21 protein-coding genes and 1 riboswitch are annotated in these 23,732 nt (G+C 74.0%); of the genes, 13 read left to right on the forward strand and 8 right to left on the reverse strand.

Annotated elements, in window-relative coordinates; all coding sequences use genetic code 11:
* Window positions 1-4: 4 nt before the first annotated feature.
* Window positions 5-556, forward strand: coding sequence for a dihydrofolate reductase family protein (locus AB0I11_RS21085; RefSeq protein ID WP_357322839.1), 552 nt, complete (start codon window positions 5-7; stop codon window positions 554-556).
* Window positions 557-590: 34 nt separating this feature from the next.
* Here AB0I11_RS21085 and AB0I11_RS21090 read toward each other — a convergent pair whose 3' ends face one another.
* Both AB0I11_RS21090 and AB0I11_RS21095 read right to left on the reverse strand, forming a co-directional pair.
* Complete coding sequence (locus tag AB0I11_RS21090) at window positions 591-1,817, reverse strand: MFS transporter (RefSeq protein WP_357322841.1); 1,227 nt, start codon at window positions 1,815-1,817, stop codon at window positions 591-593.
* Window positions 1,814-3,394: an AMP-binding protein gene (locus AB0I11_RS21095; protein WP_357322844.1), complete on the reverse strand. Its 1,581-nt coding sequence runs from the start codon at window positions 3,392-3,394 to the stop codon at window positions 1,814-1,816. The genes AB0I11_RS21090 and AB0I11_RS21095 overlap by 4 nt, the downstream gene beginning before the upstream one ends.
* A 355-nt stretch (window positions 3,395-3,749) precedes the next feature.
* On the opposite strand from AB0I11_RS21095, the gene AB0I11_RS21100 reads away from it, so the two are divergent.
* The 6 genes from AB0I11_RS21100 to AB0I11_RS21125 all read left to right on the forward strand — a co-directional run bounded on the left by AB0I11_RS21100 (window position 3,750) and on the right by AB0I11_RS21125 (window position 10,158).
* The gene (locus tag AB0I11_RS21100; protein ID WP_357323062.1) at window positions 3,750-5,033 is read left to right on the forward strand and encodes an SGNH/GDSL hydrolase family protein; all 1,284 of its coding nucleotides are present in this window, start codon (window positions 3,750-3,752) and stop codon (window positions 5,031-5,033) included.
* A gap of 66 nt (window positions 5,034-5,099) precedes the next feature.
* Window positions 5,100-6,317: a cytochrome P450 gene (locus AB0I11_RS21105; protein WP_357322847.1), complete on the forward strand. Its 1,218-nt coding sequence runs from the start codon at window positions 5,100-5,102 to the stop codon at window positions 6,315-6,317.
* Window positions 6,318-6,325: 8 nt separating this feature from the next.
* Window positions 6,326-7,342 (forward strand): alpha/beta hydrolase, encoded by a 1,017-nt coding sequence (locus AB0I11_RS21110; protein WP_357322850.1) that lies wholly within the window; start codon window positions 6,326-6,328, stop codon window positions 7,340-7,342.
* Window positions 7,335-8,519, forward strand: a complete 1,185-nt coding sequence (locus tag AB0I11_RS21115; RefSeq protein WP_357322853.1) for an alpha-hydroxy acid oxidase — start codon at window positions 7,335-7,337, stop codon at window positions 8,517-8,519. Before AB0I11_RS21110 ends, AB0I11_RS21115 begins: the two co-directional genes overlap by 8 nt.
* 1 nt (window position 8,520) lies before the next feature.
* Window positions 8,521-9,834, forward strand: coding sequence for a PLP-dependent aminotransferase family protein (locus tag AB0I11_RS21120; protein ID WP_357322856.1), 1,314 nt, complete (start codon window positions 8,521-8,523; stop codon window positions 9,832-9,834).
* Window positions 9,835-9,903: 69 nt separating this feature from the next.
* On the forward strand, window positions 9,904-10,158 hold the full coding sequence (locus tag AB0I11_RS21125) for a hypothetical protein (protein WP_357322859.1): 255 nt from the start codon (window positions 9,904-9,906) through the stop codon (window positions 10,156-10,158).
* A gap of 108 nt (window positions 10,159-10,266) precedes the next feature.
* Here AB0I11_RS21125 and AB0I11_RS21130 read toward each other — a convergent pair whose 3' ends face one another.
* The 5 genes from AB0I11_RS21130 to AB0I11_RS21150 form a co-directional block, all read right to left on the reverse strand.
* Window positions 10,267-11,685, reverse strand: coding sequence for a glycine hydroxymethyltransferase (locus AB0I11_RS21130; protein ID WP_357322861.1), 1,419 nt, complete (start codon window positions 11,683-11,685; stop codon window positions 10,267-10,269).
* Between the two features lie 18 nt (window positions 11,686-11,703).
* A riboswitch (ZMP/ZTP riboswitch) is annotated at window positions 11,704-11,793 on the reverse strand.
* Between the two features lie 247 nt (window positions 11,794-12,040).
* Window positions 12,041-12,541, reverse strand: a complete 501-nt coding sequence (locus AB0I11_RS21135; protein WP_357322864.1) for a hemerythrin domain-containing protein — start codon at window positions 12,539-12,541, stop codon at window positions 12,041-12,043.
* A 111-nt stretch (window positions 12,542-12,652) separates the two neighbouring features.
* Window positions 12,653-14,143, reverse strand: a complete 1,491-nt coding sequence (locus AB0I11_RS21140; protein ID WP_357322867.1) for a S8 family serine peptidase — start codon at window positions 14,141-14,143, stop codon at window positions 12,653-12,655.
* Between the two features lie 147 nt (window positions 14,144-14,290).
* Window positions 14,291-15,154, reverse strand: coding sequence for an NAD(P)H-hydrate dehydratase (locus tag AB0I11_RS21145; RefSeq protein WP_357322870.1), 864 nt, complete (start codon window positions 15,152-15,154; stop codon window positions 14,291-14,293).
* Window positions 15,138-15,869, reverse strand: coding sequence for a histidine phosphatase family protein (locus tag AB0I11_RS21150; RefSeq protein ID WP_357322873.1), 732 nt, complete (start codon window positions 15,867-15,869; stop codon window positions 15,138-15,140). The genes AB0I11_RS21145 and AB0I11_RS21150 overlap by 17 nt, the downstream gene beginning before the upstream one ends.
* Before the next feature lie 222 nt (window positions 15,870-16,091).
* Between AB0I11_RS21150 and AB0I11_RS21155 the strand changes: the two genes are divergently transcribed.
* Window positions 16,092-16,418, forward strand: a complete 327-nt coding sequence (locus AB0I11_RS21155; protein WP_357322876.1) for a hypothetical protein — start codon at window positions 16,092-16,094, stop codon at window positions 16,416-16,418.
* Between the two features lie 44 nt (window positions 16,419-16,462).
* Window positions 16,463-17,437: a DNA primase small subunit domain-containing protein gene (locus tag AB0I11_RS21160; protein ID WP_357322879.1), complete on the forward strand. Its 975-nt coding sequence runs from the start codon at window positions 16,463-16,465 to the stop codon at window positions 17,435-17,437.
* A 6-nt stretch (window positions 17,438-17,443) separates the two neighbouring features.
* On the opposite strand, the gene AB0I11_RS21165 is transcribed toward AB0I11_RS21160, so the two are convergent.
* Window positions 17,444-17,950 (reverse strand): Lrp/AsnC family transcriptional regulator, encoded by a 507-nt coding sequence (locus AB0I11_RS21165; RefSeq protein WP_357322882.1) that lies wholly within the window; start codon window positions 17,948-17,950, stop codon window positions 17,444-17,446.
* Between the two features lie 72 nt (window positions 17,951-18,022).
* Here AB0I11_RS21165 and pdhA point away from each other — a divergent pair, with 72 nt between their 5' ends.
* From pdhA to AB0I11_RS21185, 4 genes are all read left to right on the forward strand, one after another.
* Entirely contained in the window at window positions 18,023-19,228 is a 1,206-nt protein-coding gene (pdhA, locus tag AB0I11_RS21170; protein WP_357323065.1) for a pyruvate dehydrogenase (acetyl-transferring) E1 component subunit alpha, read from the forward strand.
* Window positions 19,228-20,232 (forward strand): alpha-ketoacid dehydrogenase subunit beta, encoded by a 1,005-nt coding sequence (locus tag AB0I11_RS21175; RefSeq protein WP_357322886.1) that lies wholly within the window; start codon window positions 19,228-19,230, stop codon window positions 20,230-20,232. The genes pdhA and AB0I11_RS21175 overlap by 1 nt, the downstream gene beginning before the upstream one ends.
* A 110-nt stretch (window positions 20,233-20,342) precedes the next feature.
* Window positions 20,343-21,782 (forward strand): dihydrolipoamide acetyltransferase family protein, encoded by a 1,440-nt coding sequence (locus tag AB0I11_RS21180; protein WP_357323068.1) that lies wholly within the window; start codon window positions 20,343-20,345, stop codon window positions 21,780-21,782.
* Between the two features lie 96 nt (window positions 21,783-21,878).
* A complete protein-coding gene (locus tag AB0I11_RS21185; protein WP_357322889.1) occupies window positions 21,879-23,555 on the forward strand; it encodes a right-handed parallel beta-helix repeat-containing protein in 1,677 nt (558 codons plus the stop codon).
* Window positions 23,556-23,732 lie beyond the last annotated feature (177 nt).

Below are 23,732 nucleotides of genomic sequence, written 5' to 3' on the forward strand. Positions count from 1 at the left end.
AGAGATGCGCAGGATCATCGTGGCCATGTCGGTCTCCCTCGACGGATTCTTCGAGGGGCCCGACGGCGACCTGAGCTGGCACCGGGTCGACGAGGAGTTGCACCAGCACTTCAACGACGAACTGCGCGGGATGGGCGCCTTCCTCGACGGCCGGCGCACCTACGAGCTGATGGCCGGCTACTGGCCCACGGCCGACCGCGACCCGGCCAGCAGCGGACCGGAGAAGGAGTTCGCCGCCATCTGGCGGGACATGCCGAAGATCGTCTACTCGCGCACGCTGGACCACGCCGACTGGAACACCACGGTGGTACGCGAGGTCGTGCCGGAGCAGGTGCGGGCGCTCCAGGAGCAGCCCGGCGGTGACCTGGCCCTCGGCGGCGCCGAACTGGCCGCCACGTTCGCCCGGCACGGCCTGGTCGACGAGTGGCGGCTCTACGTCAACCCGGTCGTGCTCGGCTCCGGCCGGCCGCTCTTCCCGCCCGGGATGCGCCTCGACCTGGACCTGGTGGCCGAACGGCGGTTCGGCAACGGCGTCGTGCTGCTCACCTACCGCTGACGCCGGGCGGGTCGCCCGGCCCGGCGCCGACCGGTCAGGCCGGGGTGGAGGCCACCGGCTCCGCCGCCGCCGGCCGGTCGGCGGCCCGCCGGCGCAGCAGCAGCGGCCCCACGGTCAGCACCAGGCAGGCCACGGTCATCACCAGCAGCGCCGGCCGCAGGTCGAGCGCGGCCACCGACCAGCCACCCAGCAGCGCCCCCACCGGCAGGCCGAGGAAGGCCACCGAGCCGGAGATGCCCAGCACCCGGGTCTGCAACGCGGCCGGCACCCGCTCGTACAGGGCGGCGCCGAGCAGCGGGTTGACCGCCGCGATCGCGATGCCGGAGACGAACGTGACGACCAGCACCACGACCAGGTCGTCGCTGAGCGCCAACGCGAGCAACCTTGGCGCGCCGCTGAGCGCCAGCCCCAGCGCGAAGGTGGCCTGGCGGGGCAGCCGCGTACCGGCCACCGTGAACAGCAGGTTGCCCAGCAGCGCGCCGCCGGAGAAGACCCCGAGCACCAGGCCGAACCCGGCCGGGTCGCCGAGCACCCGGTCCACCCAGAGCGGGATCCACACCGCCACGCTGGCGTTGGCGAACATGTTCGACACCGAGACCACGACCAGCATGGTCAGCAGCACCCGGTCGGTGCGCAGATAGCCGAAGCCGCCGCGCAGCGCGCGCAGGTAGCTCTCCCGGGGGGCCGGCTGCGCCGGCGCGGGCGGGCGGATCAGCACCCCGATCATCAGCGCGCAGACCGCGAAGGTGGCCGCGTCGAGCCAGATCGCCCGGGTGACCCCCACCCAGTTGATGAGCAGCCCGCCCAGCACCGCCCCGAACAGCGTCATACCCCGGGCCAGCCCGTCGTAGGCGGAGGTGAGCCGGAGCAGCGGCACTCCGGCCCGCTCGGCGGCCGGCTTGAACAGCACGTGCTTGACCCGGTCGCCGATGCCGCGCAACCCCCCGGCCACCGCGACCAGGGCCAGCAGCGCGCCGAAGCCCATCCAGGGGGCGAGCGCCACCACGGCCATGGCCGCGGCGCTGGCCGCGTCGACCGTCACCGCGGTACGGCGTACCCCGAACCGGTCCGCCCACGGGGTGGCGAGGGCGCTGGAGAGCATGTACGGCAGGGTCTCGGCGGCGGCGACCAGGCCCATCCGGGTCGGACTGCCGGTGGTCTGCAGCACCAGCCAGGGGATGGCCACCACCGAGATCCGGGTGCCGAGGTTCGACAGCAGGTCGGCGCCGACCAGCGTGTACAGCTCCCGGCGCGGGCTCACGCCGGGCTGCCGATCACCGTGCCCACCGCGTCCGCGTCGGTCGGATGGTCGGCCGCGTACCGGGCGCGCAGGGCACGCTTGTCCACCTTGGCCGAGCGGTTCAGCGGCAACGCGTCGACGAACTCCACCGCGCCCGGCGCCCAGGTCCCGCTCAGCTCCCGGGTGACCAGCGCGATCAACTCGTCCCCGGTCACCGTGGCCCCGGGGGCCGGCACCACGTACGCGTACGGCAACTCGCCGGCCACCTCGTCGGGCACCCCGATCACGGCCGCGGCGCGTACCTCCGGGTGGGCGGCGAGCACGTCCTCGATCGGGCGGGAGTAGATCGGCCAGCTGCGCTGCCGGGTGAGGATCCGGTCGGCGAGCCGGTCGACCAGATAGAGGTAGCCGTCGTCGTCCAGGTGGCCGACGTCGCGGGTGCGTACCCAGCCGTCCACCAGCGTCTCGGCGGTCAGCTCCGGCTGGCCGTGGTAGCCGGCGAAGCTCAACTTCGTGCGGACCCACACCTCGCCGTCGGCGCCGGCCGGCAGCACCCGGCCGTCCGGATCGCGGATCTCCACCGCCACGTCCCCGTAGGGGCGGCCGCAGGAACGCAACCGCTCCGGGTGCTCCGGGTCCTCGGTCAGCCCCGGCAGCGCGCAGATCACCACGGCCTCGCTGAGCCCGTACACGATGCGCAGGCACGGGCCGAAGCGGGCGATCGCCTGGCGTAGCCGGGCCGGCGCGGCGGGCCCGGCGCCCACGTTGAACATGAACATGTGCGAGAAGTCGGCGCCGTCGAGGGCCGGGTGGTCGAGCACCTCGTAGAGCATCGGCGGGGTGACGAAGGTGGAGGTCAGCCGCTCGGCGTGCACGGTGCGGACGAACGCCTCCGGGTCCCAGCGTTCGCGCAGGAAGAGCACCCCGCCGGTGAACAGGTTCATCAGCGTGGTGATCTGGCCGCTGGCCAGCCACATCGGCGAGTGCGACAGGTGCCGCAGCAGCGGGAAGCCGGCCGCGCGGAAGTCGGCGGCCAGGGCCAGCACCTGCCGGTAGAAGCTCTCCCGGTGGTGCACCAGCTTCGGGGTGCCGGTGGTCCCGCTGGTCTGCAGGAACGACTCCGGCGCGGGCGGCCGCGCGGGCAGCGCCGCCGGCGCGCCGTCGGTGCCGGCGGTGAGGTCAGGTCCCGCGCCGCCGGGGCCGAGGCAGAGCACCGGTACGCCGGAGAGCCCGGCGGCGATCTGCGCGCCGAGCGAGTCGGGCTCGCGCGGGTCGAACACGAAGGCGTCCGGGCGGGCCAGGGCGACGAACTCGTCGACCTCGCGGCGGGAGGTCACCGGGGCGACCCACATGCTCCGGCAGCCCAGCAGGTGCAGGGCGAGCTGGAGCAACGGCCCCTCGACGGTGTTGCCGAGCATCACCAGGACCGCGTCGCCCGGGCGTACCCCGTGCCGCCGCAGCGCGCCGGCCAGGCCGCGCACCTCGGCGGCGACGTGCCGGTAGGTCAGCCGCCGGCCCCCGCCGACGAGGGCCTCCCGGTCGCCGAACCCGGCGAACAGTTCCAGCGCCTCGTGCACGTAGTTCGGCCGGTCGGTCATCGGGCAGCCCCCATCGTGATCCGTGGACGGCCGCCCACCCCGGTCGGGGGTGCCACGACGGCCGTCGACGCCAGCGTCCGGGCCGGTTGGAACCGGGACGCGGCGACAGGTGCCAGGGTCGGCGACCGCACCGCCGCCAACACCGAGCCTAGGCAGCCCCGGTCCACGGCGGACAGAGCCGAACGGCGTCCGGTGACACCCCCCGGACATTTGATCATGTCGATCAGGTCGATTGACGCTCGTCACCGCCGACGGCTAGTTTCCGGTCCATCGCCCGGTCGGCGGCGCCGATCGTGCCGCGTCCGGGGCTGCCGACGATGGAGGATCAATGCCGACCCCGAAGAGATGGCACGTCATAGCGTCCGCCGTAACGCTGCTGATCGCCGGCACCCCCGCGGTGACCGCCAGCGCCGGCCCCGCCGACACCGACCGCGCCGCGCCCGGGCGCACCGTGTGGGCCGGGAGCTGGGCCGCCGCGGTGACCCGCGGCAACACCGTCGGGCTGACCAACACCGGCCTGAACGACCAGAGCATCCGGATGACCGTGCAGACCACCGTGGGGGGCGACCGGGTCCGGATCCGGCTCACCAACCTCTACGGCGAGCAGGCCGTCAAGGTGGGTCACGCCACCGTGGCCCGGCCGAACACCGCCACCGCGGACGACCGGTCCGACGTCGTCCCGGGCAGCGTACGCGAGCTGACCTTCCAGGGCGCCACCTCGGCCACCATCAACAAGGGCGCCGAGCTGCTCAGCGACCCGCTCACCTTCCCGGTCCGCGAGCAGGAGGACCTGGTGGTGACCTTGTACTTCCCGGTGCTCACCGGCCCGGTCACCTTCCACGGCCAGTCCCGGGCCACCAACTTCATCGGCGCCACCGACCTGACCACCGCGACCGGCGGCACCGGCTTCACCATCAAGCCGGACTGCTGCTGGATGTTCCTCTCCGGCGTCGACGTGGAACGCCGGCTCAGCCCCGGCTCGGTGGTCGTCCTCGGTGACTCCATCGGCGACGGCAACGGCAGCACCGTCAACGCCGACCGGCGCTGGCCGGACCTGCTGGCCGCGCGGCTCATCGACGCGCGCCCCGAGGTGCGTACCCCGGGCGTGCTCAACCTGAGCCTGTCCGGCAACCGGCTCAACCACGAGGGCACCGAGCCGGGCGCGGGCGGCTTCCCCGGCTACTACGAGCTGGGCCCCAACGCCCTCGCGCGGCTCAACGAGGACGTCTTCCCGCAGACCGGGGTGCGGACCCTCATCACCCACCTGGGCATCAACGACATCTGGATGAACGGCGACAGCGCCGAGGCGATCATCGCCGCGCTGCGCCAGGTCAACCGGCAGGCCCAGGAGCGCGGCCTGACCAGCCTGGTCGGCACCATCACCCCGTACGAGGGCAACGGCGGTCCCGGGGTGTGGACCGAGGAGAAGGAGGCCACCCGGCAGGCGGTGAACAACTGGCTGCGCGGCGCCGGCCGGGCCGAGTTCGACGGCGTGCTCGACTTCGACGCGGTGCTGCGCGACCCGGCGCGGCCGAGCCGGCTGCTGCCGGCGTACGACGCCGGGGACCACATCCACCCGAACGACGCCGGGGCGCAGGCGATGGCGAACGCCGTCCCGCTGCGACTGCTCGGTCTGTGAGACCGGCGGGGGCGGCGCCGGCACCGCGCCGCCCCCGTCGTCCTTTCCTGGGGAGGAAGAATCCGCGTGGACGTCGACGAGATCCTCACCGGCCTGTACAGCGAGCAGGGCCGGCAGAACCCCTATCCGTGGTACGCGGCCCTGCACCGGCACGGGCCGATCAGCGCTGTCCCGACCCGCGCCGAGCACAGCACCATCACCGCCGTGGCCGGCGGTTACGACCTGGTCGACCAGGTGCTGCGCGACCCGGGGTGGTACAAGGGCGCCCCGCCGAACTGGCAGGACCAGGAGATCCTGCGCACCTTCCTGACCTCGATGATGTTCATCAACCCGCCGGACCACACCCGGATGCGCGGGGTCTTCGCCAAGACGTTCACCCCGCGCCGGCTCGGCGCGCTGGAGCCGGTGATCGAGCGGGTCGTCGCGGAGCACCTGGACCGGATGGCCGAGGCCGGCGCCGGCGGCACCGAGGTGGACTTCGTCGCCGACTTCGCGTACCCGGTGCCGGCCCGGGTGATGGCCGAGTTCATCGGGCTGCCCGAGGCGGACCTCGCCTGGTACCGGCAGCGGGTCGACTGGATCGACGAGTACATGGACGTGGCCGGCAAGACGCCGGAGCGGCTGGCCCGGGCCAACCAGGCCGCCGACGAGCTGCGCGACTACTACCGTGAGCTGATCGCGCACCGCCGCCGCAGCCCCGGCGAGGACCTGATCAGCGGGCTGGTCGAGGTGCGCGACGCCGGCGGGGTCGAGCTGACCGAGGAGGAGCTGATCAGCAACCTGATCGTGCTCTTCAACGCCAGCTTCGTCACCACCGTCTACATGTTCAGCAACGGGCTGCCGCTGCTGCTGGGCCACCCGGACGTGACCGCCGCGCTGCCCGGCGACGACGCCCTCGCGCGCGGCTGCGTGGACGAGGTGCTGCGGCTGGAGAGCCCGGTGCACTTCCTGGCCCGGGCCGCGCCGGAGGACACCGAGCTGGGCGGGGTGCCGGTGCGGCGGGACGAGAACGTGCTGCTGCTGATCGCCGCCGCCAACCGGGACCCGTCCCGCTTCCCCGACCCGGACCGCTTCGACCCGTACCGGGCCGGGCCGCCCTCGCTCGCCTTCGGCGTGGGGCTGCACTTCTGCCTGGGCTCGGCGGTGTCGAAGCTGGAGGGCCGGCTCGCGCTGCCCCGGCTCTTCGCCCGCTTCCCGCGGCTGGCCGTCACCCGCGACTTCAGCTACAGCGGCAGCCTCTTCCTGCGCGGCATCGACAAGCTCTTCGTCACCACCGGCAGCTAGGAGACCCGATGGCCCTCGACCCGCAGGTGGTCGCGTGGCGGGCCGCGCGCGCGGCCGCCGGCGCCGCACCCCTCTACACCCAGACCCTGGCCGAGGCCCGGGCCGCCGACCTCGCCGCGATCCGCGCCGGCGCCGGCGCGGTCGAACCGGTCGCGGAGGTACGCGACACGCACCTGCCCGGTCCGGACGGGCCGCTGCCGGTGCGGATCCACCGGCCGGCCGGGGACGGCCCGCTGCCCACCCTGCTCTACTTCTTCGGTGGCGGCTGGACGTTGGGCAGCGTGGACACCGCCGACGGGATCTGCCGCCGGCTGGTGAACCTCGCCGGCTGCCAGACCGTGACGGTCGGCTACCGGCTGGCGCCGGAGCACCGTTTCCCGGCCGCCGTGGACGACTGCCACCGGGCGCTGCGGTGGCTGGCCGGGCACGCCGACGAGTTCCGGGCCGACCCGGACCGGATCGCGGTCGGCGGCGACAGCGCCGGCGGGAACCTGGCCGCCGCGGTCACCCTGCTGGCCCGCGCCGACGGCGGACCCCGGCTCGCCGCCCAACTGCTGATCTATCCCAACACCGACCAGCGGCCCGGCCGGGGCCTGGCGGACGACGAGGACCCGCTGCTGTTCAACCGGCACTCCGTCGCCTGGTACCGGGGGCACTACCTGACCGACCCGGCCGACGCGGCGCACCCGCTGGCCTCGCCGCTGCTCGCCGAGGACCTCGCCGGGCTGCCACCGGCCCTGGTGATCACCGCCGAGCACGACCCGCTGCGCGACGAGGGGGAGCGGTACGCGGCCCGGCTGCGCGAGGCGGGCGTACCGACCGAGCTGACCCGCTACGACGGGATGGTGCACGGCTTCTTCGCCATGCCGGGCGTGTTCGACGCCGGCCGGCGGGCCCAGGAGCAGGCGGCGGCCTTCCTGCGGCAGCGGCTCGCAACCGCCCCGACCGCCGGTGTGGACGGCTCCCCGGCGGGCGGCACCGGCGGCTCCCCGGCGGGTGTCGCGGGCGGGTCCGGCCATGGCTGAACCGGTGACCACCGACCGGAGCCCGGTCCCGGACCCGGCGGCCCCCGACGGCTGGGCGGTGCCGGGGCGGCGGGACGTCGCCGCCGGGGCCGCGTTCGTGCCGCCGGCCAGCCTCCCGGACTTCGCCGAGCTGGCCCGGGCGGTGCTGCCCCCGGCCGTCTGGGACTTCGTCGACGGGGGCAGCGGCACCGAGACCACGCTGGCCGCCAACCGGGCCGCGCTGGACCGGGTGGCGGTGCTGCCCCGGGTGCTGACCGGGGTGGACCGGCCGCACACCGGGGCCGCCCTGCCCGGCGGCCGGTACGCCATGCCGGTGGCGGTCGCGCCGATGGCGTACCAGAAGCTGCTGCACCCCGACGGCGAGCTGGCCCTCGCCGCCGCCGCCCGCGCGGCGGACGTCCCCTACGTGGCGAGCACCCTGGGCAGCACGCCTATCGAGGAGGTCACCGCGGTCGGCGGCGCGGTCTGGTTCCAGCTCTACTGGCTGCGCGACCGGGGCCTGGTCGCCGACCTGCTGGACCGGGCGCACGACGCCGGCTGCTCCGCCCTGATGGTCACCGTCGACGTGCCGGTGCTCGGCCGGCGGTTGCGCGACGTGCGCAACGGGTTCGCCCTGCCGCCGCACGTCACGGCCGCGAACCTGCCCGGCGGCCGGGACGACCTGGCGCACCAGGGCACCCCGGGCGTCTCGGCGGTGGCGGTGCACACCGGCGCGGTCTTCGCCCCCGCGCTGAGCTGGGCGGACCTGGCCTGGCTGCGGGAGCGTACCCGGCTGCCGCTGCTGGTCAAGGGCATCCTCGACCCGCGCGACGCGGTGCGCGCGGCGGAGACCGGGGTGGACGCCGTGGTGGTCTCCAACCACGGCGGCCGGCAACTCGACGGCGCGCCGGCCAGCGCCGCCGTGCTGCCCGAGGTGGTCACGGCGGTGGGGGAGCGCTGCGCGGTGCTGCTCGACAGCGGTGTGCGCGGCGGCGCGGACGTGCTGCGCGCGCTCGCCCTCGGCGCGAGCGGGGTGCTGGTCGGGCGACCCCTGCTCTGGGCCCTCGCGGCCGGCGGCCGGGCCGGCGCGGAGGCGGCGCTGGCCCTGCTCGGCGCCGAGCTGCGCGACGCGCTCACCCTCGCCGGCTGCGCCGACCCGGCCGCCGCCCGGCAGCTGCGCACCCTGATCGGAGGTTGACATGGAGCCGGTGGAGCTGACCGTCGCCGACCTGCACCCGTCGGTCGACGACCCCGCGCTGAACTCGATGAACTTCCTCAACGAGGTGGCGCAGCACTACCCGGACGCGGTGTCGTTGGCGGCCGGCCGCCCGTACGAGGAGTTCTTCGACTCGGCGGCGCCGGCCCGGCACCTGGACACCTTCCGCCGGCACCTCGCCGACGACCTGGGGCTGAGCCCGGCGCAGGTGGACCGGACCCTGCTCCAGTACGGCCGGACCAAGGGCATCGTGCACCACCTGATCGCCCGCAACCTGGCGGTGGACGAGCAGCTCACCGTCGACCCGGAGACGATCGTGGTGACCGTCGGCTGCCAGGAGGCGATGTTCCTGGTGCTGCGGGCGCTGCGCGCCGGCCCGCGTGACGTGCTGCTCGCCGTCGCCCCCACCTACGTCGGGCTGACCGGCGCGGCCCGGCTGGTGGACCTGCCGGTGCGCCCGGTCGCCGGTGGCCCGGACGGCGTCGACCTGGCGGACCTGCGCGCCCAGGTGCGCCGGGCCCGCGCCGAGGGGTTGCGCCCGCGCGGCTGCTACGTGATGCCCGACTTCGCCAACCCGTCCGGGGTCAGCATGGGCCTGGACCAGCGGCGCCGCCTGCTCGACCTGGCCGCCGAGGAGGAGCTGCTGCTGATCGAGGACAACCCGTACGGCCTGTTCCCGGCCGCGGGGACCGAGCGGGTGCCCACCCTCAAGGCGCTGGACACCCGGCGCCGGGTGGTCTATCTCGGCTCGTTCGCCAAGACCGTGCTCCCCGGCGCCCGGGTCGGGTACGTCGTGGCCGACCAGCGGGTGGCCGGCTCCGACGGGACGGTCGGGCCGCTCGCCGACCAGCTCGCCAAGATCAAGAGCATGGTCACCGTGAACACCTCGCCGATCGCCCAGGCGGTGATCGGTGGGGCGCTGCTGGCCCACGACTGCTCGCTGGTCGCGGCGACGGCCCGCGAGCGGGCGGCGTACGCGCGCAACCTGCGGCACATGGTGGACGGGCTGGCGGCCCGCTTCCCGGCCGGCGGGCCGGTGTGCTGGAACGTCCCGGCCGGCGGCTTCTTCGTGGTGGTGACCGTGCCGTTCGCCGTCGACGACGCGCTGCTGCACCGCTCGGCCCGCAGCTACGGCGTGCTGTGGACCCCGATGGCGCACTTCTACGACGACGGGGCGCGGGTGAAGGCGCTGCGGCTGTCGGTCAGCGCGGTCACCCCGGCGCAGATCGAGCTGGGCCTGGACCGGTTGGCCGCCCTGGTCAGCGACGAGTTGGCCGCCGTGCGCAGCCCGGCCTGACGGCGCAGTGTCGCCGTTCCGCCACCACCCGTGTTCCCGGCCGCGGTGAGCACCGTTGATAATGGACGGATGGTTGCCTGGGAGTACGCGTTGCTGGTCCGCCGCTATCAGGGGCAGGGCCGCAATTTCCACGTGTCGTTCGTCTGGTACGCCCCGGACGGGTCCCGCACCGACGTGACACCCTACGGCGATACCGCGATCGCTCACCTGAACCGCGTCGGCCGGGAGGGCTGGGAACTGGTCTCCGCCGCCGAGGACGTCAACAACGTCCAGGGCAGCACCGAGGTCCACCGCTACCACCTGAAACGGCCTCTCCGCGGCTGACCCACCCCACCCCACGCCGGCGTGATCTGAGGTTGGCGGCCGGGGAAGGCGCGTTCCGTGCCGCCAACTTCATGATCGACAGCCCCGGCGTGGGGCGGTGGGACAGCGTCAGGTGAGGTTGACGGTGGGGTAGAGGGGGAAGGCGGCCAGCAGGTCGCTGGCCTGCTTGTTGACCTGGTCGGCCAGGGCCGGGTCGAGCACGTACTTCGCCTTGGACTCGCCCGGCTGGGTCTGGCTGAGCACGGTGTGGATCAGCTCGGCGGTGGCGTCCATCTCCGCGGTGCCCAGCCCTCGGGTGGTCAGCGCCGGGGTGCCGATCCGGACGCCGGAGGTGTACCAGGCGCCGTTCGGGTCCTGCGGGACGGCGTTGCGGTTGGTGACGATGCCCGAGTCGAGCAGCGCCTGTTCGGCCTGCCGACCGGTGAGGCCGTAGCCGGTGACGTCGATCAGCACCAGGTGGTTGTCGGTGCCGCCGGTGACCAGCTTCGCGCCGCGGCGCAGCAGCCCGTCGGCGAGCGCCCGGGCGTTGTCCACGATCCGCTGCGCGTAGTCGGCGAAGTCGGGACGGCGGGCCTCGGCCAGCGCGACCGCCTTGGCGGCCATCACGTGCGGCAGCGGGCCGCCGAGCACCATCGGGCAGCCGCGGTCGACCTGGTCGGCCAGCTCCGGGCCGCAGAGCACCATGCCGCCGCGCGGGCCGCGCAGCGACTTGTGGGTGGTGGTGGTGACGATGTGCGCGTGCGGCACCGGGTCGAAGTCGCCGGTGAAGACCTTGCCGGCGACCAGGCCGGCGAAGTGCGCCATGTCGACCATGAAGGTGGCGCCGACCTCGTCGGCGATCTCCCGCATGATCCGGAAGTTGACCTTCCGGGGGTACGCCGAGTAGCCGGCCACCAGGATCAGCGGCTTGAACTCGCGGGCCGCCTCCCGCACCTGGTCGTAGTCGATCAGGCCGGTGGCCGGGTCGGTGCCGTAGCTGCGCTGGTCGAACATCTTGCCGGAGATGTTCGGGCGGAAGCCGTGGGTCAGGTGCCCGCCGGCGTCCAGCGACATGCCCAGCATCCGCTGGTTGCCCAGCTCGCGGCGCAGCGCGAACCAGTCCGCCTCGGTCAGCTCGTTGACCTGGCGCACCTGCGCCTTCTTCAGCGCGGGCGACTCCACCCGGTCGGCGAGGATCGCCCAGAAGGCGACCAGGTTGGCGTCGATGCCGGAGTGCGGCTGCACGTACGCGTGGGCCGCGCCGAACAGCTCCTTGGCGTGCTCGGCGGCGAGCGCCTCGACGGTGTCCACGTTCTGGCAGCCGGCGTAGAAGCGGCGGCCGATGGTGCCCTCGGCGTACTTGTCGCTGAACCAGTTGCCCATGGCCAGCAGGGTGGCCGGGGAGGCGTAGTTCTCGCTGGCGATGAGCTTGAGCGATTCGCGCTGGTCGGCCAGCTCCGCCCCGATGGCGTCCGCCACCCGCGGCTCGACGGCGCGGATCACCTCCAGCGCGCTGCGGAAGGCGGTGGATCCGGCGTTCGGCGACATGCGACCTCCTGATGACGTGCGGAAGGCCCAGGCGCTCGGCGTGCGTCCTCATGACGGGACCGCTTCCCGATGGTTCTCCATCCCCACGCGCCAGTCACGGCCCGGCCTGATCCTACCGGGTACGCCCGGCCCGGCCGCCGGGGTCACCCGGACATCCCCGGGGTGTCGCCCGGACCGGCCGGTCGCGGCGGCGGGGATTAGCCGCGGCGGAGGCGGGCAGGGCAAGATCGTCCCGGATCGGCTGAAGGCGGAGCAGCACCGGAAGATGGCCGAGCCCGGCTCCGGCGACTGACCGGTACGCAGGACGGCGGGACCCGGCCGAGGCCGGGTCCCGCCGTCGGGTGGTCGGTCCGGCTCAGGCGACGACGGCGTCCAGCGACTTCTTCAGCGCCTTGGGGGCGGTCGGGGTCTTCGGCGCCTTCGGGCGCAGGTCGATCATCCGCTGTCCGATCTCCTGGAGCTGGTTACGGCCGAGCGCGTCGCGGACCTTGGGGAACCACTCCTGCTCCTCCTCCTCGACGTGGTGCAGCACGTTCTCGATCAGCACCGTCGTCTTGGCGTTGTACCGCTCGTCGTCGGCGTCCATGGTGTACAGCTCGAAGCAGAGCACGTCGGCCACGTGGTGCTCCTCGTACGACTCGAGGATGTCGTCCTCGACGTCCGGCACCAGCTTGCGCACCTCGGGGTACATGACCTCGTTCTCGAGGTAGGTGTGCACGGTCAGCGCCTCGAGGATCTGGGTGACCAGCTTCTTCCGCTCGCTTGCCGGCCCCTCCTCGGCATCCTGGAACGCCTTGAACAGGCGGCGCATCTCCTTGTGGTCCTCTTTGAGCAGGACGATGGCATCGGTGGACACCGTTGACCTCCTAGAGTCGGCTGATGTCGCCCCGGTACCCCCGCCCCGACCTGGACAAACGGGTGGGGCCCGGCGACGCGTCGCCGGGCCCCACCGTGGTTGGCGCTACCGCTACCGCACCACGTTGTAGGCGTCGACCATGCCGGCGCCGTAGAACGAGTTACGCGCGCCGCCGCCGGAGCAGGTCGCGTCGTAGAGGTGCGGGTCGGTCGCCGAGATCAACGGGACCGGGTTGTAGACGCCCGCCGGGCAGGCCTGCGCCACCGACGTACGCTCCAGGAACGACGCCAGCTGGCCCGGGGTCATCCCCGGGTGCGCGGAGAGCGCCAGCGCCGCGACGCCGGTGGCGTGCGGGCCGGACATCGAGGTGCCCTGCTTGTATCCCCACCCGTTGGTCCGGGTGGCGGTGTTGAAGGTGGTGGACAGGATGGAGTCGCTGCTGGTCGAGCGCACACCCTGGGTCCGGAACCGGGTGTCGCCACCCGGCGCCGTCACGTCCACCACGCCCTGGCCGTAGGAGGAGTAGTAGCTCTTCTCCCCGGTCGGGCCGACCGCCGACACGGTCACCACGCCCGGCGCCTCGGCCGGCAGGTCGAGGCAGGCGTTGGTGAGGTTCTCGCGGTTCTCCGGCGTCCCGTTGTTCGGGCTGCCGGTGTCGGTGATCTTGTGGGCCAGGTCGTAGTTGGAGTTGCCCGCGGACGCCACGTTGAGCACGCCCTTGGACTGCGAGTAGCGGATCGCCCGCTGCACGGCCTGCCACACCGGCCGCTGCCGCGGGTCGTTCTTGCAGTTCAGCTCCCACGGGTCGATGTAGTAGCTGTTGTTGGTCAGCTGCATCCCGTGCTCGGCGGCCCAGACGAAGCCGCAGACCGCGGCCTCCGGGAAGATGTAGCCGTCGTCGTTGACCACCTTCACGGCGGCGACCTTGGCGCCCGGCGCGATGCCGGTCACGCCGACGCCGTTGACGGCGGCGGCGATGGTGCCGGCCACGTGGGTGCCGTGGTCGCTGGTGGTCGGGTTCCACGCCGCCTCGGTGGTGTCGGTGACACCGCCGATGCAGGACGTGCTCTTGTCCTTGGCGATCTGGGTCGCCAGGTCCGGGTGGCTGCTGGAGATGCCGCTGTCCAGCACGCCGACGACGACGTTCGGGCTGCCGTTGTTGACCGCGTGGGCCTGCGGCACGTGGATCATGTCCATGTCCCACTGCAGGCTGTAGAGCGGCTCCGTGGTCGGGTCGCCGGTGGCGGCGGCGACGTCGGCCGCGGTGGCCTCCACGGTCTCGCCCTCGTCGAGGGCGGTGCCCAGACCGGCGGTGGACGCGACCGATTCCACGCCGGCGCCCGCCACCTGGGTGGCGAAGGCCGGGTTGGTGGAGCGGACGACGAGCACGCCGATCTGGTCGTAGCTGGCCACGACGGTGCCCTTGGCGGCCGCCACGCGGGCGGCTGCCTTGCTGGTGTTGGCGCCCTGCGGGGCGAGGACCAGATACGAGGTGTCCGGTCCGGCGGCCGCCGCCGGAGCCAGCCCGCCGGTGACGGCGAGGCCGGCGCCGAGCGTCATCGCGGACGCGGCGGCCAGTGTCTTGCGACGGAGGTTCTTCACACAGACTCCCAGGGGGCCGATCTGGCCGGGCCCCACTGCCTGGTGGGCAGCGGGCCGGCGGAGAACAAGCAGGTCGCTTGCTCTCGGGCAATCAGCGTAGGGAGCGGGTGTGTTGTTACACACACCCGAACGGGCAGACCATAACCGTCAGACGGTGGCCAGCGTGTAGGGGATCTCGTCGAGCAGCTCACGGGCGAGAAAGCCGATCCGCCCATACCGGGGCACCAGGCGCTGCCCGCTCACCGCGTGCGCGAACGCGGCCCAGCAGGCGGCCTGCGCCGGCTCCGCGCCGCGGGAGAGCAGCCCGGCCAGCAGGCCGGCACGCACGTCGCCGCTGCCGGAGGTGCCGAGGCCGGCGTCGCCGCTCTCCTCCCGCCAGCCCTGCCCGTCCGGGGTGGCGATGTGGCCGTAGAGCGAGACCACCGCGTCGTACCGGCGGGCCACCTCGGCCGCCGCCGCGTCCAGATCGTCGCCGGGCTCGTCGCCGAGCAGGTGGCGCGCCTCGGTGAGGTTCGGGGTGAGCACCACCCGGCGGCCGGAGCCGACCAGCAGGTCCGGCTCGTGGCTGAGCGCGCCGAGGGCGTACGCGTCGAGCACCAGCGACGTCTCCGGCCGGGCCGCGCCGAGGACCAGGTGCAGCAGGCCGCCGGTGGCGTCGATGTCCTTGAGCCCGGGCCCGACGGTCACCACGTCCGCCTCGGCGACCAGCCCGTCGAGCAGGTCGCCCGGGTCACCGCGCACCGCGCCGTCGCCGGTCTCGGGCAGGCCGACGACGAGCGCCTCGGGCACCTGGATGCTCAGCGCGGCGGCGGTGGACTCGGCCGCGGCCAGTTGCAGCACCCCCGCACCGGCGCGCAACGCGGCGACCCCGGCCAGCAGCACCGCGCCGGGGGTGAACCGGGAGCCGCCGACCACCAGCACGGTGCCACGGGCCTCCTTCCCGCCGGTCGGCACGGGCAGCGTCCAGTCCCGCAGCAGCGCGGGCGTGATCACCTCAGACCGGTTCGGCATGGACCTCGTCCTCCCTGGTCGGCCGCGCGCCCTGCTGGTGCAGGTGGGCCACGTCGTTGAACACCTCCGGCGCCAGCCGGCCGGCCCGGTCGGCGGACCAGCCGGTCACCGAGCAGTTGGCGATGACGTGCTCCCGGGTGAGCGCCATCAGCTCGGCCTCGGTCAGCCCTTCGATGAGGTAGCGGAGCAGGAACACCAGCGCGTCGTGCCCGAAGAGCAGCACCCGGTGGCCGGCGTGGTCGCGGCGCAGGTCGCCGAGGAGCGCGCGTAGCCGCAGCGCCACGTCGGTCCACGACTCGCCACCCGGCGGCCGGTAGTAGAACTTGCCGAGCCGGGCGCGGCGCCGCGCCTCCTCCGGGTACCGGTGCCCGACGCCGTGCCCGGTGAGCCCGTCGAGGATGCCCAGCTCCCGGTCGCGCAGCCGCTCGTCCCGGCTCACCGGCACGTCCGTGCCGTGCAGGGCCAACTCGGCGGTCCGCACCGCCCGCAGGTACGGCGACACCACCGCCACGTCCGGGCGGCGGTCGGCGGGCAGCCCGGCCAGCCAGCGGCCGGTGGCCCGGGCCTGCTCCTCGCCGGTGGGGGAGAGCGGCACGTCCGCGTCCCGGTGGGTGAGGTCGATCAGCTCGGCGCCGGTGGCCTCGGCCGCGGTGGCCGCGACGTTCGCGGTGCTCTCCCCGTGCCGGATGATCCAGAGCCCTGCCAGTTCCGCCATGCGGCCTGCGGTACCCCCGGCCCACGGCGGGTAACCGTGCCGGCGGCCACCGTGCCGCGCCCGGGTCGGGACGCGGCCCGGCCCGGCCGGCGCGCGCCGGGGCGGGTCGGGCAGCCCCGGCCGGGCAGCGGCCCTCGGGACGGCTCGCGCGGGACGGCGCCGGTCGCATCGACGTGCGAAACTACCGATCAGGCAGGGACAGGTCGGTCGGGGGCGGCACGGATGACGGTGATCAGGGGTCTACGCGAGGCACTGGTGCTCTTCGTCGTCGCCGTGGCGCTGGTGGCGGCGATCGTCGGCGTGTGGGTCGCGGTCGACGGCGGGGAATTCGAGCACCGGCTCGGTGTGGCCTGCATGGTGGTCGGCGCGCTGATCGGGATGACCGGCGACCTGACGTTGAGCCGGATCGAGACGATGCCGGCCCGGAGCGTGTTCGGGCTGGCTCCGGAGCGGGAGGGGGCCGGCGACGGGCGGGTGCTCACCGGGGCCGGGATCTTCCTCTTCGTCGGGGTGCCGCTGATCGGCCTCGGGGCGCTGCTGGTCGCCTGACGACCTCCCCGCGCGCGGGCCCCCGGCGTCGTACGGTGTGAGGCGTGGCGACCACGGCGGCCGAGGAGATCCGGGTGGGGGAGCGGCTGGTCCGCGTCTCCAGCCCCGACAAGCCCTACTTTCCGGAACGCGGGCTGACCAAGCTGGACGTGGTCCGCTACTTCCTGGCCGTCGGCGACGGCATCCTGCGCGCCCTGCGAGACCGGCCGACCATGCTGGAGCGTTGGCCGCGCGGCGTCTTCGAGGGCGCCAAGGTCGCCACCCGGCAGACCAACAAGGGCGACGCGTTCTACCAGAAGCGACTGCCGGCGGGCGCGCCCGACTGGGTACGCACGGCGCACATCACCTTCCCGAGCGGCCGGACCGCCGACGAGGTGGCTCCGAGCGAGCTGGCCGTGGTGATCTGGGCGGCCAACCTGGGCACCCTGCGGTTCCACCCGTGGCCGGTGTCGAAGACCGACGTGGAGCACCCCGACCAGCTCCGCATCGACCTCGACCCGATGCCGGGCGTCGACTTCGCCCAGGTGGTGCCGGTGGCCCACGAGGTGCGGGCGTTCCTCGACGAGCTGGGGCTGGTGGGCTACCCGAAGACCACCGGCGGGCGGGGCATCCACGTCTACCTGTCGATCGAGCCGCGGTGGAGCTTCGGCGAGTGCCGGCGGGCGGTGCTGGCGCTGGGGCGGGAGGTGCAGCGCCGGCTGCCCGACCTGGTCACCACCACCTGGTGGCGGGACCAGCGGGACCGGCCGGTCTTCGTCGACTACAACCAGATGGCCCGGGACCACACGGTGACCTCGGCGTACTCGATCCGGCCCACCCCGCGCGCGCTGGTCTCCGCGCCGCTGGACTGGGCCGAGCTGGACGACGCCCGGCCGGAGGACTTCGACGTGCTGAGCCTGCCGGCCCGGTTCGCCGAGCGGGGTGACCCGCACGCCGGCCTCGACGACCGCCGGTTCTCCCTGGAGCCGCTGCTGGAGCTGGCCGACCGGGAGGGCCTGGAGGCCCCGCCGGAGCGCTGACCGCCGTCACTGCCAGGGGCTCTGCGTCCCGTCGTACTCCTCGAAGACCAGCCAGGTCCGGGTCGACAGCACCCCGGCGATGCTCTGCACCCGGTCCAGCACCACGTCGCGGAGGGTGGCGTTGTCCGGCGCCCGGACCAGGGCCAGCACGTCGTGCTCGCCGCTGAGCAGGGCGACGTGCTCGATGTAGCGCACCTGGGCCAGCTCGGCCGACACCTCGCGCCAGGTGTTCTGCTCGATGGTCAGCGCGATGTACGCCGAGGTGCCCAGCCCGGCCGGCTCCGGCGCCACCAGCGCCCGGAACCCGGCGATCACCCCGTCCCGCAGCAGCCGCTCCACCCGGGCGTACGCGTTGGTGCGCGAGACGTGCACCCGTTCGGCCAGCGTGCGGATGGAGAGCCGGCCGTCGCGGACGAGTTCGTGCAGGATCCGCCGGTCGACCTCGTCCAGCGGCCCGGCCGAACGTCCCGTTCCGGCCGTCGCGCCCGGTGTGGTGCCGGTCTCCTGGCTCATGACGGCCTCATCTCACTGCCATTCGTCCTGCGTTCATCCCGGATGTTGAGTCAATCATCCAACAGCAGGAGCATAGGGCCACCACACGTCCAGGAGGTCCCCGCCGTGACGACCACACCCCAGGCGGTCCGCAGGGCATCCCCCCGCACCCGCCGGCCGGCCACCCCGGCCGCCCCCGATCCGTCGGCCGGCCTGCTGCCGCACACCGAGCCGGTCCGCCTGCTCGACCCGGACGGCACCCCGCTGCCGGCCCGGGACGACTACCCGGAGCCGCCCGTCGAAGCGCTGCGGGAGATGTACCGGCGGATGGTCGTCGGCCGCCGCTTCGACGTGCAGGCCACCGCGCTGACCAAGCAGGGCCGGCTCGCCGTCTACCCGTCCTCCCGGGGCCAGGAGGCCTGCCAGGTCGGCGGCGTCCTGGCGCTGCACGACACCGACTGGGTCTTCCCCACCTACCGCGAGTCGATGGCGCTGACCGCCCGCGGCATCGACCCGGTCGAGGTGCTCACCCTGCTGCGCGGCGACTGGCACTGCGGGTACGACCCGGCCGCCGCGCACACCGCACCGCAGTGCACCCCGCTGGCGACCCAGTGCGTGCATGCCGCCGGCCTGGCGTACGGGGAGTCCTACCAGGGGCGCGACACCGTGGCGCTGGCCTTCATCGGCGACGGCGCGACCAGTGAGGGCGACTTCCACGAGGGGGTCAACTTCGCCGCCGTGTTCAAGGCCCCGGTGGTCTACTTCGTGCAGAACAACAAGTACGCGATCAGCGTGCCGCTGTCCCGGCAGACCGCCGCGCCGAGCCTGGCCTACAAGGGCGTCGGCTACGGCGTGCCCAGCGAGCAGGTCGACGGCAACGACCCGGTGGCCGTGCTCGCGGTGCTCACCCGGGCCGTCGCGCACGCCCGCGCCGGCAAGGGACCGTTCCTGGTCGAGGCGCACACCTACCGGATGGAACCGCACACCAACGCCGACGACCAGACCCGCTACCGGGACGCCGAGGAGGTCGAGGCGTGGCGGGACCGCGACCCGATCGCCCGGCTGGAGGCGTACCTGCGCAACCGGGGCGCGCTGGACGACGCCGCCGTCGCGGCGATCGCCGACGAGGCCGAGGCGTACGCCGCCGCGCTGCGCGACCGGATGAACGCCCAGCCGGCGGTGGACCCGCTCAGCCTCTTCGACCACGTGTACGCCGAGCCGACCCCGCAACTGGTCGAGCAGCGCGAGCAGGTCCGCGCCGAACTGGCCGCGGCCCGCGACGAGGAGGGGGACGCCTGATGGCCACCATGACCATGGCGAAGGCGCTCAACGCGGCGCTCGCCGACGCGATGCTCGACGACGAGCGGGTGGTGGTCTTCGGCGAGGACGTCGGCCAGCTCGGCGGCGTCTTCCGGATCACCGACGGGCTGCAGGCCCGGTTCGGCGACAAGCGCTGCTTCGACACCCCGCTCGCCGAGGCCGGCATCGTCGGCTTCGCCGTCGGCCTGGCCATGTCCGGGCTGCGGCCGGTGGTCGAGATGCAGTTCGACGCCTTCGCGTACCCGGCGTTCGAGCAGATCGCCTCGCACGTGGCGAAGCTGCGCAACCGCACCCGGGGCGCGTTGAGCGTGCCGATCGTCATCCGGGTCCCGTACGCCGGCGGCATCGGCGGCGTGGAGCACCACTGCGACTCGTCCGAGGCGTACTACGCGCACACCCCGGGCCTGAAGGTGGTCACCCCGGCCACCGTCGAGGACGCGTACTCGCTGCTGCGCGAGGCGATCGACGACCCGGACCCGGTCGTGTTCATGGAGCCCAAGAAGCTCTACTTCGCCAGCGCGGAGGCGGAGCTGCCGGCCCGGACCGCGCCGTTCGGCACGGCGGTCGTCCGCCGGCCCGGCACCGACGCCACCCTCGTCGCGTACGGGCCGGCCGTGCCGGTGGCGCTGGAGGCCGCCGAGGCGGCCCGCGAGGAGGGCTGGGACCTGGAGGTGGTCGATGTGCGCAGCATCGTGCCGTTCGACGACGCCACGGTCACCGCCTCGGTGCGCAGGACCGGCCGCTGCGTGGTGATCCAGGAGGCGCAGGGCTTCGCCGGGGTCGGCGCGGAGATCGCCGCCCGGGTGCAGGAGCGCTGCTTCCACGCCCTGCACGCCCCGGTGCTGCGGGTGTCCGGGCTGGACATCCCGTACCCGGCGCCGATGCTGGAGCACACCCACCTGCCGTCGGTCGACCGGGTGCTGGACACCGTGGCCCGGCTGCAGTGGGACGACCAGCCCGACGAGCGGTGGGTGGCGGCATGAGCGAACGCACCGAGCGGAGCGAGGGCCGTGAGCGCATGCCCGGTCAGCACGGCATGAGCGAACGCACCGAGCGGAGCGAGGGCCGTGAGCGCATGCCCGGCCGGCACGGCATGACCACCTCCGTCGGCACCCGGGACTTCCTGCTGCCCGACCTCGGGGAAGGGCTGAGCGAGGCGGAGATCGTCGAGTGGCGGGTCGCCGTCGGCGACGTGGTGACCGTGGACCAGACCGTCGTCGAGGTGGAGACCGCCAAGGCCGTCGTCGACGTGCCCTGCCCGTACGCCGGCCGGGTCGTCGCCCTGCACGGCGCGGCGGGTGAGGTCCGCCCGGTCGGCCAGCCGCTGATCACCATCGCCCCGCTCGACGGCGAGGCCGGGGACGATCCGCACGCCACCTACCGCGAGGAGGAGCGGGCCGGCTCCGGCAACGTCCTGATCGGGTACGGCACCGGCCACGGCGGCTCCGGACGGCGGCGGCGCCGCCCGCGGCTGGCGCTGGCGTCCGAGCCCGGCGCCGGCACGGCGGCCGGCGGCACCCGGGAGCAGCCGGCGCCGGCCGGCGTGGCCGCCCCGACCGCCGCGGCGGCCAACCGGCGGGACGCCACGGGCCGGCCGGCGGCGGGCGACGCCGGAGTGCCGGCCCAGGCCGGGCCGGCTGGGGCCGCGCTGGTCATCTCCCCGATCGTCCGGCGGCTCGCCCGGGAGCGCGGCGTCGACCTGGCGTCGCTGCGCGGCACCGGCCCGGGTGGAGTGATCCGCCGCGCCGACGTCGAGGCCGCGCTCGTCGCGCCGGCCGCGAGGCTGGCGGCCGTGCCGGACGCGCCCCCGGCGCACGTCGGGCTCGCCCCGGCCGCCGACGGGGACGTGGTCATCCCGCTCACCGGCATCCGCAAGGTGATCGCCGACAAGCTCTCCCGCAGCCGGCGGGAAATCCCCGAGGTGACCATCTGGGTCGACGTGGACGCGACCGGGCTGCTGGCCACCCGGGCCGCGATCAACGCCGCCACCCCGGACGCGCCGGTCAGCATCCTGGCCCTGCTGGCCCGGATCTGCCTCAGCGGGCTGCGGAGGTACCCGCAGCTCAACGCCCACGTCGACACCGAGGGCCAGCGCATCGTCCAGTCGGCCGGTGTGCACCTGGGCATCGCCGCGCAGACCGACCGGGGGCTGGTCGTCCCGGTGCTCCGCGACGCCCAGCGGCTGACCACCCGGGAGTTGGCCGCCGCCCTGGCCGAGACCACCGCCGCGGCCCGGGCCGGCACCCTGCCCCCGGCCCGGCTGACCGGCGGCACCTTCACTTTGAACAACTACGGGGTGTTCGGCGTGGACGGCTCCACCCCGATCATCAACCACCCCGAGGCGGCGCTGCTCGGTGTCGGGCGCATCGTGGACAAGCCGTGGGTGGTCGACGGGCAGTTGGCGGTCCGCAAGGTCACCCAGCTCAGCCTCACCTTCGACCATCGGGTCTGCGACGGCGGGGTGGCCGGCGGGTTCCTCCGCCACGTGGCGGACTGCGTCGAGCAGCCCGCCCTGCTGGTGGCGAACGTCTGAGCACGCGCACCCGGCCCCGGCGTCGCCGGGGCCGGGTGCCGTTTCTCCCCGCCCGGACCGGGAAAGCCGCACCCTTCGTCGAGGGGGAGGGCCGCGATGCCGTATCCGCACCTGTCCGCCGGCGGGGTCCGCACCTACCCGGTCGCCGGGGCGCCCCTGCTGGCCGACGCCCGCGAGCACGGACTGACCGGCGACGGCCGGACCAACGACCAGCCGGCCCTGGCCGCGCTGGTGGATCGGCTGGGCGACGCGTACGCCGCCGACGGGCGGGCCCGGATGATCTACTGCCCGCCCGGGGTGTACTCGATCCGGGACGCGGGCACGGTCTGGCGCAGCGGCGTCTCGCTGATCGGCGCCGGTCCCGGCGCCACCCGGTTCGTCCTCGGCAATCCGGGCAACCGGGCCGATCCGACGCCGCTGGCCTTCTACACCGCCGACCTGCACGGCGCGAGCCCGGAGCGGCACCTGGCGTACTGCACCTTCGCCGACTTCGAGATCGACGGCTCCGACGTGGCGACCGCCCAGTACAACCCGCTGGCCAAGGGCCTCGGCCTCCAGTTCGTCGTCCGTGGCCTGTTCCGCAACCTCTACATCCACCACACCGGGGCCACCGGACTGGGCTGCGACTTCCTCCAGGACTGCCTGATCGACGGGGTGCTGGTGGCCGGCTGCGGGCGGATGGACAACGGGACGGAGATGGGCGGCGCCGGGATCGGCATCGGCGTCGGCGGGTGGGGCAGCGTCGAGCGGGCCAACGTGGTCAACTGCTCGGCCGTCGGCAACGCCACCAGCGGCATCTTCTTCGAGCTGCCGATCGAGGGCGGCCTGCGGCCGCGCGGCATCCGGGTGATCGGCTGCCACGCCGAGGGCAACCGGTTCGGCATCTCCGACTGGGGCGCCAACGGCCTGATCGTGTCGGCCTGCACGATGAACGGGAACACCGACGCCGGCTTCCAGGTCTCCGCGAAGGGCACCACCGCGACGGCCGGTCGCGGCGGGCTGCTCAGCGACTGCGTGATCGACGCCAACCTGCGCGACGGGGTCAGCATCGGCAACACCCCCGGGCCGTACACGGTGCGGGGCAACCGGATCAGCGGCAACGGCCGCTACGGCTACCACCAGCGCAGCATGGGCGCCGAGCGGCACGCGTACGCCCGGGAGATGGTCATCGACGGCAACGACTTCTACGGCAACAGCCTGGACGCCATCCGCATCGACCAGCCCGTCCGGGACGCGATCATCACCGGCAACCGGATCCGGGCCAACGGCCGGCAGTGCGCCCCCGCCGGCGGCGGTCGGGGTGACTCCGTGCGGTACGACGAGAAGACGGTCGTCGACCGGGGCGCCAACTGGCCGGAGGACGGCCACCGGGGCAAGACGCTGCGGGTCGCGGACCGGGTGGCCGTGGTCGCCGCCAACGACGCCAACCAGCTGCACCTGGCCCCGAACCGGCCGGACGCGGCCACCGCCTGGAGCGGCGACACCCCGCCCGCGGGCTGCCCGTACGAGCTGCCCGCGCCGCCCGCGACCCGGGCCGGCATCACGATCAACGCGCCGATGGACTCGGCCACCATCCGGGGTAACCGGATCTGGGACAGCCACGACCCGACCACCCAGACGCACGGCATCTGGATCACCGAGCAGGGCAGCTGCGTGGACTGCCGGGTCGAGGAGAACGACCTGGCGGGCAACGGGCGAGGGCCGCTGCGGCTGGACACCCCGCCCATTGGCGGCCGGTGGGACCGCAACCACGGTGACGACGACTGGGCCTGAACCGGTCGTCGCGCCCCTGCCGGCGCAGCCGGTGCCGCCGGTGACGGACCACCCTTTCCGCGCCGCGAATTCCCGATTCGAGACGCCGGCGGCGAAAAGGAAGCAGGCTGTCCCAAGCAATTTCGCCGAATATGCCTCGGCCCTCCGTGAGCCGTACAGAATATGAGCCAGAGGGAG

Source organism: Micromonospora sp. NPDC050495, assembly GCF_040655175.1.
Classification (GTDB): Bacteria; Actinomycetota; Actinomycetes; order Mycobacteriales; family Micromonosporaceae; genus Micromonospora.

Bases quoted from the DNA above. Each gene is read 5' to 3' on its own strand.
- AB0I11_RS21085 (WP_357322839.1), top strand. From the start codon at position 5: ATGCGCAGGATCATCGTGGCCATGTCGGTCTCCCTCGACGGATTCTTC.
- AB0I11_RS21095 (WP_357322844.1), bottom strand. From the start codon at position 3,394: ATGACCGACCGGCCGAACTACGTGCACGAGGCGCTGGAACTGTTCGCC.
- AB0I11_RS21110 (WP_357322850.1), top strand. From the start codon at position 6,326: ATGGCCCTCGACCCGCAGGTGGTCGCGTGGCGGGCCGCGCGCGCGGCC.
- AB0I11_RS21115 (WP_357322853.1), top strand. From the start codon at position 7,335: ATGGCTGAACCGGTGACCACCGACCGGAGCCCGGTCCCGGACCCGGCG.
- AB0I11_RS21120 (WP_357322856.1), top strand. From the start codon at position 8,521: ATGGAGCCGGTGGAGCTGACCGTCGCCGACCTGCACCCGTCGGTCGAC.
- AB0I11_RS21125 (WP_357322859.1), top strand. From the start codon at position 9,904: ATGGTTGCCTGGGAGTACGCGTTGCTGGTCCGCCGCTATCAGGGGCAG.
- AB0I11_RS21130 (WP_357322861.1), bottom strand. From the start codon at position 11,685: ATGTCGCCGAACGCCGGATCCACCGCCTTCCGCAGCGCGCTGGAGGTG.
- AB0I11_RS21145 (WP_357322870.1), bottom strand. From the start codon at position 15,154: ATGCCGAACCGGTCTGAGGTGATCACGCCCGCGCTGCTGCGGGACTGG.
- AB0I11_RS21150 (WP_357322873.1), bottom strand. From the start codon at position 15,869: ATGGCGGAACTGGCAGGGCTCTGGATCATCCGGCACGGGGAGAGCACC.
- AB0I11_RS21155 (WP_357322876.1), top strand. From the start codon at position 16,092: ATGACGGTGATCAGGGGTCTACGCGAGGCACTGGTGCTCTTCGTCGTC.
- AB0I11_RS21165 (WP_357322882.1), bottom strand. From the start codon at position 17,950: ATGAGCCAGGAGACCGGCACCACACCGGGCGCGACGGCCGGAACGGGA.
- AB0I11_RS21175 (WP_357322886.1), top strand. From the start codon at position 19,228: ATGGCCACCATGACCATGGCGAAGGCGCTCAACGCGGCGCTCGCCGAC.
- AB0I11_RS21180 (WP_357323068.1), top strand. From the start codon at position 20,343: ATGACCACCTCCGTCGGCACCCGGGACTTCCTGCTGCCCGACCTCGGG.
- AB0I11_RS21185 (WP_357322889.1), top strand. From the start codon at position 21,879: ATGCCGTATCCGCACCTGTCCGCCGGCGGGGTCCGCACCTACCCGGTC.